Origin of the sequence: Catenulispora sp. GAS73, from assembly GCF_041262085.1 — a bacterium.
In the GTDB taxonomy this organism is placed as follows: domain Bacteria; phylum Actinomycetota; class Actinomycetes; order Streptomycetales; family Catenulisporaceae; genus Catenulispora.
Genome location: NZ_JBGCCM010000023.1, coordinates 98,839 through 111,856 on the forward strand (window position 1 = coordinate 98,839; position 13,018 = coordinate 111,856).

The 13,018-nt window shown below is 70.1% G+C and carries 12 protein-coding genes; 4 read left to right on the plus strand and 8 right to left on the minus strand.

Annotated elements, in window-relative coordinates; genetic code table 11:
• Positions 1 to 4 precede the first annotated feature (4 nt).
• On the plus strand, positions 5 to 997 hold the full coding sequence (locus ABH935_RS31180; RefSeq protein ID WP_370381517.1) for an acetylxylan esterase: 993 nt from the start codon (positions 5 to 7) through the stop codon (positions 995 to 997).
• A gap of 695 nt (positions 998 to 1,692) precedes the next feature.
• Here the strand turns inward: ABH935_RS31180 and ABH935_RS31185 are convergent.
• From ABH935_RS31185 to ABH935_RS31205, 5 genes are all read right to left on the minus strand, one after another.
• A complete protein-coding gene (locus ABH935_RS31185) occupies positions 1,693 to 3,069 on the minus strand; it encodes a hypothetical protein (RefSeq protein ID WP_370381518.1) in 1,377 nt (458 codons plus the stop codon).
• Positions 3,070 to 3,612: 543 nt separating this feature from the next.
• Entirely contained in the window at positions 3,613 to 4,401 is a 789-nt protein-coding gene (locus tag ABH935_RS31190; protein ID WP_370381519.1) for an alpha/beta fold hydrolase, read from the minus strand.
• Positions 4,402 to 4,431: 30 nt separating this feature from the next.
• On the minus strand, positions 4,432 to 5,442 hold the full coding sequence (locus ABH935_RS31195) for a hypothetical protein (protein ID WP_370381520.1): 1,011 nt from the start codon (positions 5,440 to 5,442) through the stop codon (positions 4,432 to 4,434).
• Positions 5,439 to 6,290, minus strand: a complete 852-nt coding sequence (locus ABH935_RS31200) for an ABC transporter ATP-binding protein (RefSeq protein ID WP_370381521.1) — start codon at positions 6,288 to 6,290, stop codon at positions 5,439 to 5,441. The genes ABH935_RS31195 and ABH935_RS31200 overlap by 4 nt, the downstream gene beginning before the upstream one ends.
• Positions 6,287 to 6,694 (minus strand): GntR family transcriptional regulator, encoded by a 408-nt coding sequence (locus ABH935_RS31205; protein WP_370381522.1) that lies wholly within the window; start codon positions 6,692 to 6,694, stop codon positions 6,287 to 6,289. The genes ABH935_RS31200 and ABH935_RS31205 overlap by 4 nt, the downstream gene beginning before the upstream one ends.
• Positions 6,695 to 6,796: 102 nt before the next feature.
• Between ABH935_RS31205 and ABH935_RS31210 the strand changes: the two genes are divergently transcribed.
• The 3 genes from ABH935_RS31210 to ABH935_RS31220 are packed head-to-tail and all read left to right on the plus strand — an operon-like array spanning position 6,797 to position 8,515.
• Complete coding sequence (locus ABH935_RS31210; RefSeq protein WP_370381523.1) at positions 6,797 to 7,231, plus strand: MarR family winged helix-turn-helix transcriptional regulator; 435 nt, start codon at positions 6,797 to 6,799, stop codon at positions 7,229 to 7,231.
• Complete coding sequence (locus tag ABH935_RS31215) at positions 7,228 to 7,620, plus strand: hypothetical protein (RefSeq protein WP_370381524.1); 393 nt, start codon at positions 7,228 to 7,230, stop codon at positions 7,618 to 7,620. Before ABH935_RS31210 ends, ABH935_RS31215 begins: the two co-directional genes overlap by 4 nt.
• 43 nt (positions 7,621 to 7,663) lie before the next feature.
• Positions 7,664 to 8,515 carry a hypothetical protein gene (locus ABH935_RS31220; protein ID WP_370381525.1) on the plus strand — a complete coding sequence of 284 codons (852 nt, stop codon included), beginning with the start codon at positions 7,664 to 7,666 and terminating at the stop codon, positions 8,513 to 8,515.
• Positions 8,516 to 8,548: 33 nt separating this feature from the next.
• Here the strand turns inward: ABH935_RS31220 and ABH935_RS31225 are convergent, their stop codons facing one another.
• The 3 genes from ABH935_RS31225 to ABH935_RS31235 form a co-directional block, all read right to left on the minus strand.
• Entirely contained in the window at positions 8,549 to 10,267 is a 1,719-nt protein-coding gene (locus ABH935_RS31225) for a penicillin-binding transpeptidase domain-containing protein (RefSeq protein ID WP_370381526.1), read from the minus strand.
• A 207-nt stretch (positions 10,268 to 10,474) separates the two neighbouring features.
• Entirely contained in the window at positions 10,475 to 11,776 is a 1,302-nt protein-coding gene (locus ABH935_RS31230; protein WP_370381527.1) for a radical SAM protein, read from the minus strand.
• 288 nt (positions 11,777 to 12,064) lie between these two features.
• A complete protein-coding gene (locus ABH935_RS31235; protein WP_370381528.1) occupies positions 12,065 to 12,937 on the minus strand; it encodes an NAD(P)H-binding protein in 873 nt (290 codons plus the stop codon).
• Positions 12,938 to 13,018 lie beyond the last annotated feature (81 nt).

Sequence of the window (13,018 nt, forward strand, 5' to 3'; positions counted from 1 at the left end):
AAGCATGAAGATCAACCGGCTGTCCGAGAGCGCGGGCGTCTCCAAGCACCCTTTCCCGTTCGACCCGGCCTACGGGATGGACCTCGACGACCTGCTGAAGGTCTCCGCACCGGACAACGCACCCGGAGACTTCGCAGAGTTCTGGCAACGGATGTATCGGCGCGCGCTGGCGACCCCGGTCGAGCCGCGGCTCGGTGGCAAGGTCGGGACCACTGCTGACGGGCTCGACGTGTTCGAGGTCTCCTTTACTTCGCTCGGGGGCGTACGGATCGGCGGGTGGGTCGTCGCTCCGGCGGACGGTGTCGTCGAGCGCGGGTTCGTCGTCGGGCACGGCTACGGCGGACGCGGGGAGCCCGATGCGTGGCTGCCGGCTGCGCGTGCCGCCGGGATCTACTTCGTGGCGCGGGGGCTGCCGACGGAGAGTTTGCTGCCCGGCGTGCCGTCGGAGGCGCCCGGGCACGTGCTGTACGGCGTCGAGTCGCGGGAGGACTACATCATCGGGGGCTGCGTCGCGGACGTCTGGTGCGCGGCGACGGCGCTGACGGAGCTGTTCCCGACCGCCGCGCGCCGGCTGGACTACACCGGCGTCAGCTTCGGCGGCGGCACGGGAGCGCTGGCGCTGCCGTGGGACGAGCGGTTCGCCTCGGCGCACCTGATGGTCCCGACGTTCGGCAACCATCCGCTGCGGGTGACGCTGGAGTGCGTCGGCAGCGGCGCGGCGGTGCGCGAGCGGTATCTGGCGGACCCGCGGGTACTGAAGGTGCTGGCGTACTTCGACGCCGCGACCGCCGCGCGCCACGCACGGATCCCGGTGCAGGCGGTACCCGCGCTATTCGACCCCTCGGTGCCGCCGCCCGGCCAGTTCGCGGTGCTGAACGCCCTGGCCGGGCCGGTCGACCTGCGGGTGGCGACCGCGGGGCACTTCGCGGACTATCCCGAGTACGAGCAGGAGATGCTGGCGGCGGGGCGCGCGATGCGGGAGTTCTTCGCCGAGTAGCCAGCCGGATGCGAGATGGCGCGCCGCCGGTGACGTGATCCGCCGCGCTTCGCAGCAGCTGTCTTTTTCGGGCGCTGCTGCTTGATGTGTGGGTGTGGGTGTGGGTGGCGGGTGCGTACATGTGCGGGTAGTGACGTGGCGTGCCTAAGACGCGGGAATTCTTCCCACAGGCGGGGTTGTCCCGGGTTCCCCGTCGCGTCGGCGGGCGTAGCCAAGCTGACCGGACAGCCGGTGTCAAGCCGGACGAAGCCGCACCACAGCAGCGTGTGATCCGGCTTGATACCGGCTGGCCGGTCTGCTTCCGTGAGGCGACGACGTGACGGGGAACCCGGGACAGAGGCGACCACAAGCAGCGTCCGCCGGCAAACAGCGCGACCCCCCTCCCCGGAGCGAGTGCCGCTCGCCGCGCAGGCGCCGCCGGAGGCCCTGCTTTTGACTTTCAGGCACCCACCACACGCGGCCGCCAGCCGCCCGCCTGACGCGTGCGCAGTGACCCGGACCGGTGCGCGGTCGTGCCCAGCATCACCGCCAGCCGCCAACGCAACCTGCGGCACACCACCGAACTGCGCCACCCAGCGGATCCTTCTTAAACCCGCGCGAAGCCGTCAAAAAACGCCCTTGACTATCAACCCACAAACAAACCGCACCCACCACCAACACCCGCACCCTGGTCAGCAGCGCCTTTTCAAGGACCCTTACCCGCGCGGTCGGACCGGATGGATCAGCGTCGGCGCGCCCGGGCGTCCGGCGGGCTTGGAAGTGTTGCCGGGCACCCCGACGCAGGTGAAGATCAGGCCGTGCGGGCCGTCCGGGTCGCCGAGGAACGCGGGGAGGTCGGAGTCCAGGAAGGTCATGCCGGTGGCGCTGGCGCCGAGGGCGTAGGCCGCGAGGTGCAGGCGGCCCTCGACGAGGCCGGAGGCGAGTTGGGCTTCGCGGTATTCGCGGTCGGAGAGCTTCGCGACGTCGGTCGCGGCGATGACGACGAACGCGGCGTCGCGGCCGAGGTCCTGGTCGAGGCAGACGCGGTAGGTCTCGGCGCGGAGCTCTTCGGGCTTCGCCTCGCGGAGCGGGTGGTCCAGGTGCGGCCAGCGGTAGAGGCCGGCGGGCAGGCCGGCGACGTCGTGGACGGCGATCCAGTGCGGGAGGTCGATGCCGCGCAGGGCGAGGGTCAGGGAGGTGCGCAGCGTCTCCAGCGGGAGGCCGCGGGTGGGGTCCATGCGGCGCTGGGAGCTGCGCTTGGTGATGACTTGGTCGACGGTCGGCGATTCGAGGACTGTCTCGCCTGCCGGTGCGGCGGCGCCGAAATCCCACGGCTGGCCGAGGCTGTCCATGTCACCGGCGTGTTGAGCAGCGGTGAGCAGCGGGAACTCCACCGCGTTGGCGTCGATGACCCCTGCGACAGCCGCCCCGGTCGCGGTGATCGACGGCGCACCTTCCCCGAGGCAGACGATCGCGACCGGCCACTCGTGAACGCGGTCCGCGCCTACGAGCTCTGACACGGCGACGTCCGGGAACCGGCTGAACAGGCGCGGCGCGTGACCGGCGGAGTCGGCGAGCGTCAGGAGCTGGGAGAGCATCGTGCCGGCGTCCCAGTAGATGTGGCGGTAGCCGCGCTCGGCGTAACGCCATCCCGTGCGCCACGGAATGCCGGTCACGACGACGGTCAGCGCCCCACCCGTCTCCGCCGGCGCCGGCGCGATGCGCACCAGCGCGTGCTCGACGGCGTCGTACCAATGCACGCCGGCCGGCAGATCCGCCCCCGCGCCCTCGGGAATCGCCACGTAGAGGTCGAGCGGGAACCGATTCCCAGCCGAACCGGCGGCGCGGTAGAGCATGGTCCCCTCTTCGCGCTCCGCGGTCCGCACGACCCCGGCCGACAAGAAGAGCAGGCGACTCAGCCCCGCCAGATCCACCGGCGTAGCCGCCGCCGACACCCCGCCGAGCACCGCAAGCGCCGCCGCACCGCTAACCGGCAACTCCCGCGGAAGCGCGGTCCGCTCCAGCTCACTCCCATAGGACTTCACCGTCGGCGTCCGCCGCGCCGGATCACACGAGACGACATCCTGTCGCACCCGCGGATCATCCACAGGCACATCCCAGGGCCGCTCGGGAATGTACGAAGTCAGCCGGTGCAGTACCCCGGTAGCCGATTCACGCTCATCTAGCTCCATGCTCGATCTATACCTTGCGGCAGCTCGACGCGGCAACGCGGTTTGCAGGCGGCCTGGCATACCAGCACGCGCCGCACCCGATGCTCCCGCCGAGTCTGCGCCGGCCGACTCGCACGCATGCATGCCCCGCGCTCAGCCTGCCTCCCGCCGAGCCGCGCGCCCGATGCTCCCGCCGAGCCTGCGCCGGCCGCCTCGCACGCACGCCTGCTCCGTGCTCGGCCTGCCTCCCGTCGAGCCGCGCGCCCGATGCTCCCGCCGAGTCTGCGCCGCCCGCCTCGTACACACGCATGCCCCGCGCTCAGCCCGAGCCGCCTGCCTGATCGCTCTGCCTCGCCTCCGCGCGCTGATTCTCACGCCGAGCCAGCGTTGGCCACCCCGCACACCCCCCGCACACAGCTCGCGCTCAGCCTGCCTCGCCCCGAGCCGCGCGCCCGGCACGCACCCTCACCACCGACTCCCGGTCCCCGCCAGCGCCGCCGCCAGCCGAGGCAGCACCACATCCACCTCCGCCAGCGCCCCGATGTGGTCGTGCCCGGCCACCTCGACCACCTCGAAGCCGAGGTCGCGCAGCTCCGGTTCGTCGGCATGGTTGTGCCGCGCGATCGCCGCGCCGCCCGCGAGGTCGACCATGCGGCATTCCGGTTCGCAGTCCTGGCTGCCGTACCAGAGGATCTTCGGGCCCGGCAGGGCCGCCAGCGCCGCGCGGTCGTCGCGGGCGGCCCACTGGCGGAACATGAGGCGCCCCAGGTGGTGATCGCCGGCTTGGTCCGGCAGGCCTGCCTGCATCAGCGCGGCGCGGGCGCCTTCCTCGAAGCCGAGCCAGTAGTCGAAGTCCGCCAGCAGGGGGAAGCCGCCGACCAGGAGGCCGCGCGTGCGGTCGCTGAGCGGGGCCAGGAATCCGGCCAGGGCCGCCATGCCCGAGTAGCCCGCCAGGACGAAGCCGTCCAGGCCCGCCGCGTCGGCGACCGCGTGCAGGTCCGCGACCTCCATCTGCGTCGGGTACACCGTGCAGTCAGGGCCCTGCCACGCGCCGCCCGCGCCCGGCTCCTCCTCGATCTCGCCGACGACCCGCCGCGGCTTGTAGCGCACCACCCGGTACGTCTCCGCCAGCGCCGCCCCCAGCGTCGCGAACTCGGCACGGTACCGCACCGGGAAGACGATCCCGGCCGCATCCCGCGGCCCGGTCGCCTCGTACCACAAGGTGTAGCCGTCACTCGTCTCGATCAGCGCCATCGCGGCCTCCTGGAATCCCCGCCCCGCGCCTCAGTCGCGGTGCCGCCGGATCCGCCAGAAGCAGAGCCCCGCGAGCACCCCGGCCAGGGCGATATAGATCCCTGTTTCATACCACTGCAGCGGCCAGAAGTCCGAGGCGGGCTCGTATCGGACGCCCACGTGCGGGTTGTACGGCGCCAGGCAGTTCGCGAGATCGCTCTGGCTCTGCACGGGACCCTCGATGCAGTTCTGAACCGCGCTCATCGGCAGCTTGGCCCCCGAGCCGTCCACGACAGGAGTCTGCGACAGCTTCCACGAGCCGGCCGGCGCCGAGACCTTGAACGTGACCGTCGGCCCCGACGGCGAGCCGGTGATCGTCGTCTCGACCGGGTGGCTCAGCAACTGCGCGTCCACGGACACCGACGTCGTGTGCGCCGGCATGATGTTCGGCCGGATTTGCGTGGCCACGACGACCTGCACCCCGACATACACCGCGACCGTCAACGCCATCGCGGTCAGCACACCCTTGCGGGTCACCAAGCCGAGCAGAGCGCCGAGCATGAACGCGAACAGTGCGTACCCGACCGGCGTGATGTCGCGCGTCCCGAAGACGTTCCAGTCGAAAGGACTGGCGTCGATCTTGTCCTGCGGCCTGGCCCACCACGTGAACAGCAGACTGAGAATCCCCGCCGTGACAGCAGACGCCAGCGCCCCGCCGGCCAGCTTGAACGCCAGCCACCGAGCAGGCGTGACCGACTGGTTCCACGCCATCCGGTGCGTCCCGCGCTCGAACTCCACGGCGATCAGCGGCGCACCCCAGAAGATCCCGATCAGGGCCGGCATGGCCTGCACGACGAGCTGAATCAGGGCCCGGAGGTTCTGGTACGAGCCGGCGAAGTCGTCGAGCACGTGCTTGCAGTCGGACTGGCACGTGCTCAGATCGGAGGAATAGGTATGCCGAATGTGCTCCCCGGTGATGACGAAGTACACGGCGGCCGCACCGAGCAGCACCGCCGCCGTGATCAGCGTGGGACGCAGCTGGCGCCAAGTCAGCCAGATCATCGTGCGGCCTCCATGTAGGTCAACGCGAGGTCTTCCATCCCCAGCGGCTCGACGGCCCAGTCGTCGGCCGGCCCCGGCGCCCCGTGCACCACGAACGTGGACTGCCGCTCGGCGTGCGCGGCGGAGATGACTTCGAGCCCTGACGGCAGCGAGTCCGCCTCGCGGCGCGCCGTGATGATCCGGTGATGGCTCGCCGTCAGCTCGTCCACCTCGCCGGCCAGCCGCACCCGAGAGCCGGCCAGCACGATCAGGTAGTCGCAGACCCGCTCCAGATCCGATATCAGGTGCGAGGACAGGACCACGCTGGTGCCCTCCTCGGCGACCGTCTCCATCAGATGCCTGAGAAAGTCCCGCCGTGCCAGCGGATCCAGACTGGCCACCGGCTCGTCCAGCAGCAGCAGATCCGGACGCTTGCCGGTGGCCAGCGTCAGCGCCAACTGCGCGCGCTGCCCGCCGGAGAGCTTCCCGGCCTTCTGCTTACGGTCCAGACCCAGCGCGTCGACGCGGGCCTCGGCGAACGCCCGGTCCCAGCGCGGATTCAGGTGCGCCCCGAGCCGCAGGTGGTCGGCGACCGACAGGTGCGCGTACACCGGCGCGTCCTGCGCGACGAACGCCACCTTCGCTATCTGCTCAGGACCCGCCCCGGGCCGCCCGCCCAGCACCGCGAGGCTCCCCGAGGTCGGAGTCAGCAGGCCGCAGGCGAGCTTGAGTAGCGTGGACTTGCCCGCGCCGTTCGGGCCGACCAGCCCGACCACGTGCCCCGGCGGGATGTGCAGCGTGCAGTCGGTCAGCGCCGGGCGCGCGCCGTAGCGCTTGCTCAGGCCCTGCGCCTCGATGATCGCGGTCATGGTTCCTCTTCGGCCTCTTCGGTGAAGTCGCGGAAGTCGTGGAAGACGGTGTGGAAAAGGGCTTCGACATCGGCCGGGGTGAGGCCGGCGGTGCGCGCGCGCTCCAGCCAGGCGTGCAGCTCCCGGCGCAGCGGCTCGTGCTCGGGCGGCGGGCCCGGCGCGAGGGTCTTGGTGACGAACGTGCCCAGGCCCGGGCGCGGGGCCACCAGGCCCTGGCGTTCCAGGTCGCGGTAGGCCTTCAGGACGGTGTTGGGGTTGATCGCGATCTTGGCGACCACTTGTTTGACGGTGGGGAGCCGGTCCCCCTCGGCCAGCAGTCCCAGCAGCAGCGCCCGGCGGACCTGCTGCACGATCTGCAGGTAGGGGGCGACGCCGGAGTGCGGGTCCAGGTGGAACTCGATCACCGATTCCTCTATTCAACTAGGTTCCTAGCACATTAGAGGTTCTGGGGTCGCGCACTGTCAAGGGTGGCGCCCATGTACTACGGAACAGTATTATTCGGTTCCGTGAAGAACGGATCCGTATCATCGGAGGGGTCAGCCCTGCTGGCCCTTCAGCGCGCCACCCACGCCACGCTCCAGACACTGGCGACAGAACTGGTCGACCTGGACCTCACACCGTCGGAGACCAACGCCTTGGCGAACCTCGCCGACGGCCGCGCCCGCACGGTGTCCGAACTCGGCGCCGCGATCGGAAGCAAGCCGACGACCCTGACCGGGGTCCTGGACCGGCTGGAACGGCGCGGGCACATCACGCGCGGCAGCCTGGCCGGCGACCGGCGGTCGGTGCTGATCGAGCTGACGGAGTCGGGGCGGGCGACCGCGGACGCCATCTCGCGGACGATCAGGGAGCTGGAGGAGCGCGCGCTGGCGGATCTGGATCGGGAGAAGGTCGCAGCCTTCTACGAAGTGCTGCGCGCGTTGACGGAGGTTTCGCGATGAGCTTTCAGGAACTGTTCGAGCAGGTAACGGCCGACGGCACCGGCTTCGGGCACCGGCAGCACATCCACGTCACCTGGCTGGCGGTGCGGCAGCACGGCGTCGAGGAGGCGATAGACGTGGTGAGCGACGGGATCCAGGAGACGGCGCGATACGCCGGAGTGCCGCAGAAGTACAACGCCACGGTCAGCCGCGCGTGGGTGCAGGCGGTCGGGTATCACGCCGCCGAGCATCCGACGGATGACTTCGGAACGTTCATCGAGGCCAACGACGCTTTGCTGGACAAGCGGCTGCTGATGCGGTTCTACTCCTCGACGGCGCTGGCCTCGGCTGCGGCGCGGAGCGGGTGGGTGGAGCCGGACCGGGCGCCGTTTCCTTGGGTGGCCCGGTAGCTTTTGTTACCGGAGCACAGGGTTGGACGACGCGGGGGAACACATGCTGAAGGCTGAGAACACACGTCCCGGGAGCGCTGGACCGACCAGTGTCGCCGATCCGGACACCGCGCCGCCCGACGGCATCCTCTCCGACGCCCAGCTGGCGACCCTGGCCGCCGACCTGACCGCCGTCACCCTCGCCACCCCGCGCCCCTTCGGCCCCGCGCTGGCCTTCCCGCCGCTGTCCGCGACCGCCGCAGCCGACCCGGCCGACGCTCCCGACGCTCCCGACGCCCCCGCCAACCCCTACTGGCAGATCATCCGCAACCTCCCGACCGAGACCCGCGGCGGCATCACCGGCCCCACCACCATGTGGCTGTCCGCCCCGGCCGAGGTCCGCGAGCGCGCTGTCGTCGCCGGGTTGGACCGCGCCGCGTTGAGCCGTCGCTACAGCTGGTCGATCCCCAGTCCCGGCGACATCGCGTGGATCCGCGCCACCGTCGGCGCGCGCGGCGTCGTCGAACCCGGTGCCGGCGGCGGGTACTGGGCCTGGCTGATGCGCGCCGCCGGCATCGACACCCTCGCCTACGACCCGTTCCCGGCCTCCACCGCCAACGGCTACGCCAAGCGCGCCTACACGGCCGTCGAGCCCGGCGACGACAGCGTCGCGGCCCTGCACGCCGACCGCGCGCTCTTCCTGTGCTGGCCCAACAACGACGACCCCTGGGCCGCCCGCGCGGTCACCGCCTACCGCGGCGACATGCTGATCTACGCCGGGCGGGAGGCCGGAGGCTCCACCGCCGACGATCGCTTCTTCGAGCTGCTCGCCGACGGCTGGGAGCACACCGGCGCGAGCGCGGATCACGTCACGTACAGCGGAGTGCCTTGTCGACTCGGGGTGTGGCGTCGGTGAGCGCGGCGACCCAGATCCAGATGTACCGCAGACCTAGATGTACCCCAGATTCTGCAGCGCCATCTTGATCGCCGGGCCCGCTGCCTGGTAGCCCATGCCGCCGTTGAGGACCAGGGCGCAGAAGGCGATGTCGTGTGTCTTGTCGAAGACGATCATCCAGCTGTCGGTCGTCTTGGTGTCGTCGGCCTCGGCGGAGCCGGTCTTCGCGCCGAGGCCCACGTTGTGCGGGAAGACCGTGGAGGCGGTGCCCTCCGGGGAGTTGACCACGCCCTGCATCAGGGAGATGAGTTCGCTGTCCACCGCCGACGGGAGCGGGGTGGCGCTGATCTGCGGAGTGCCGGGCACCAGGATCGGCTGCTTGAACTGGCCGGTGGCCACGGTGGCGGCGACGGAGGCCATGGTCAGCGGGGACATCGTGATGTTGCCCTGGCCGAAGGTCTCGCGGGCGAACAGGCCCTGGCCGTCGGCCTTGGGGACCTGCTGGTCGCCGGCGGTGCCGTAGGTGGCCGGGCCCATGCCCAGGTCCCACTTCTGGTTCATGCCGAAGTAGGTCTGGGCCTCGTTGGTCAGCGCGCCGTAGTCGCTGCCGAGCTTGCCGTCCAGGGCCAGGTGGACGTACGCGGTGTTGCAGGAGACCAGGAAGGCGTCCTTGAGCGTGGCGGGCGAGAGGCCGCCGCGCAGGCTCTTGTCGTTGTTGATCGTCAAGCCCTCGACGGTGGCGTTGGGGCTGCAGGTCACCGGGTCGGTGGGCTTCAGGCCCTGCTGGAGCGCGAGTGCGGTGGTGACCACCTTGAACGTGGAGCCCGGGGCGCGGGTGGCCTTGTAGGCCAGGGACGGGACGGCGGCGTCGTTGCTGGCCATGCCGAGGATGTCGCCGGTGGACGGCTGGATGGCGACCATGCCCGCGTTGGCGTGCCCGTTCAGCCCGGCCTCGACCGCGGTCTGCACCTTCGGGTCGATCGAGGTCTTCACCGTCGGCGCGGTGCCCGTGCCGGTGCCGAGTTGCTTGATCGTCCCGGGGGCGACCGGGTTGCCGGTCTTGGGGTCCACGAACTCGACGGTGAGCTGGGTCGGCGTGGCGTTCGTCGGGACGTGCGTGGCCAGCGCGTTCACCGCCGAGGTCAGGCTCGGGTGCTTCGTCACGTCGACCGGGTTGCCGGTGGCGTCGACCACGCTCTGCTTCGGCGGCACGGCCTTGATCAGCGCGGTCGCGCCGAGCTGGGGCTGGATGACGCCCGAGGTCCATTTCACGACCGGCGTGCCGGCCGGGCCCTGCGCCAGGTTCAGCGCGGAGGAGTAGTCCCAGACCAGGTTGTTGCCGAAGTCGGCGGAGACGGTGAAGGAGAACCGGGCCAGCGTGGCGGCCGAGCTGGAGGTCGAGGACGCCGGGGCGCTCGGCGTGCCCGAGGCCGGGGTCGAACCGGTCGGCGAGTCCGAGGTCGCCCCGGCCGCGACGTTCTCCTGCGAACCGAGGGTCAGCGTGAGCTTCTGCGGGCTCAGCGAGCCCATGACGGCCTTCAGCCGGGCCGTGGCGTTGGTGGCGTCGTCGGTCAGCTTGCCGGCGCCGTCGAAATCGCCTTTGGACCAGGCGTCCAGGAACGCCTGCGCCACGGTCTGCGGCGTGGCCTGCGGCGACGAACTGGTGGTGGCGGCCCCCGCGCCGGAGTTCTTGGAATCGGACGAGGACGACTTCGACGAGCTGCTGCCGAACAGGCCGCAGCCGCTGGTGGTCAGCAGGGCCGCGGCTACCATGCCGCAAGCCGTCATCCGTGCCGCTTTTATTCGCCGCCCCGTCATAGTCCCACTCCCCAGTTGCGTCATCGCCGCCGTCGAAGGCGGTAGCGGCCAAATTACACTGTCGGGGCTTCCGCGGTGCCGTCAGGGCGTTACTTTGTTCGATTTGTCAAGGTATGAATGGTCCGGCGGCGGCTGGGCGGCGCGCCGCCGGACCGTTGAACCTCAAGGCGTGCGGATGACGTCCATGAAGGCGCTCACCGAGAACTCGGCGTTCCCGGCGCCGGGGCGGCCGTAGCCGGGCGGGACCGGGAGGTTGTACTTCTCGAAGGTGTCGCGCCAGGCCAGCAGCAGCTTCACGAAGTACTCCAGCGACGGGCCCTTCTGCCGGCCCAGGTTGCTGGTCGGCTCCGGGCACCAGGTGGTGAAGCGCGGCATCACGCCGTGGCTCATGAAGAAGTCCAGGCCCTCGGTCGTGGAGGCGATCGCCTTGTCGACGTCGGTGAAGCCGTGCGGCTCGGCCATCTCCACGCCGCCGACGAAGTTCGGGATGACGTTGGTCGCCCCGAAGATCTCGGCCGAGTCCAGGATCCGCTTGACCCACTGGTCACGGCCGACATAGCGGTCCTTGCCCGGGCAGATCCAGCTGAACATCTCGGCGTCCCACACCTCGTAGTTCGGGTGGTAGACGCGGTAGCCGGCGTCGAAGAGCATCTGGACCTCGTCCACCGGCAGCGCCTGCACCACGGCCTTGGGGATCCAGCGGCCGGCGTACCGGGACTCGATGGCCTCGGCGAAGCGCGCGTAGAACTCGCCCTCGCGCATGCCGTCCAGCTTCTTGGTGATCGAGCCGCCGGTGACCGTGTAGGCCTTGGTGACGTCGTCGTACTTGTTGATCAGCGACATCGCCTCGACGATGTCCTCGATCTCCTTCACCGCCGTGTACTCGCGGCCGTTCGCGCGCTGCTGCCGGAAGTTCTCGTTGAGGTCGCAGAAGCGGCACTCCTCGTCCCGGCCCCAGTACTGGCACAGCCGGTACACCGTGAGGTACACCAGGTAGCCCCACTCGATGGCCGGGGCGATCTCGCTGATCTTCTTGCCGGAGGACAGCGTGTGCTCGTAGTAGCCGGGGATCGGCGGGAACTCCAGGTCCGCCAGGAACGCGCCCTCGCAGCTCAGCGTGAGCCTGCCGTCCCGCAGCTCGACCACATAGGGGCTGTCCGGCGCGACCCGCGTGGAGACCACGGTCCGGCGCAGGTCATAGGGGCCGCCGGTCATCCGGATCTCCTCCGGGGCCCGGAACTGCGCGTGCTCGGCCATCTCCGCCACCGGCACCAGGTCGAAGGTGAAGATGAAGTAGTCCTTGGGTTTGTACCCGCTGGCCACGCGCAAGGCGTCGGGACTGAAGGCCAGGCCCTGCCGCAGTATGTCCTGCTTGATCACGGCCTCGACCGGCAGATCCGGGAACTCCGCCATCATGCGTTCCAGCTCGCGTGTCGTCGCCCCGTCCGCTGTGACAGCGACCATGTTGGACCTCGCTTCCGCCTATTCCGGATAAGGTCTTGAATATCTCATGGGTTACAAGTGGGCACTGAGAGTGGGGGTCTCAGCTGGCTGGCGGCGCCGATACCGGCAAAGGCCGCATCGGATCGCGAAAGTCCTGGCAAGCCGGGGTTTCCAGTGATTGACGAGGCATGAACACCGTCGGATTGCCGGGTACGGTGAGCGATAGTTGTGAGTATTCCGTGTCGATCGCCGACAGGGGCGTCTACCAGGCAGCCCGGATTTCCGGGCCCGGCCGTTGGTTGAGCTAGCTCAACCACGATTGCGGGCGACGGCCTCCGCGACGGCGGCTCGTACCGAACGCGGCGCAGTTTCCAGAAGCTGCGGCAGATCCGAGCGCGTGGCCTCGGCGCGACCGGCGATGACGTTCGAGTACAGCGACAGGGCATGCGTGATCTGATACGGCTCCAAGCTGCTTCCTGCCAGCGCCGCCCGGGTCTCGGTCAGCGATGTGGGGCGGTACGCGATCGGACGCCCGAGCACTTCGGTGAGAATCTGCGCGATCTCCTCCCCGCCCAGAGCCGTATCGCCTTCGAGTTCGTATACGCGGTCGGCATGACGGCTCGGCTTTCCGGCCGCCAGATCCCGCTCCGACTCCGCGGCCACCCGCACGGCGACGTCGGCGAGGTCCTGCCGGACCACCGCCGACAGCCGTCCGGTACCGAACGGCGCGGCGACCATGCCGTCCCCCGACGTTCCGGCTGTGGCGAGCGCGACCGGGACGTCGGGGTAGAGCCCGTTGCGCAGGATGGTGGTCGTGAACGGCCCCGCCGCGAACCGCTCCTCGCTCCAGCGGTGCGGCAGCGCGATCGTCATCGACTCGCCGGAGCTCGCCAGGCTGGTGTAGATCAGGTGCCTGACACCGGCCCGGCCTGCGGCATCGGCCACGGCTCCGTGGCGCGCGAACACGACGTCGTCCTCGGCGTAGCCGGCGGAGACCACGACCAGGACGTCCACGTCCTCGAACGCCGCCGGCAGCGACTGCGGGTCGTCGAAGTCCACGCGCCGTGCCTTGACGCCGTCGCCGGTGCGCGTGCCGCCCACGACCTGTACGTCATCGAGCTCTGACAGTCCCTTGAACACCAAGCCGCCGAGACCGCCGGAAACCCCCGTCACCAGAATCATCACAAACCTCCACAGAGAACTGATCAAGCGCGAAGCGGACGCTGTCCAGACTCCGACGTGCCGACGGACCTGCGTAAGGAG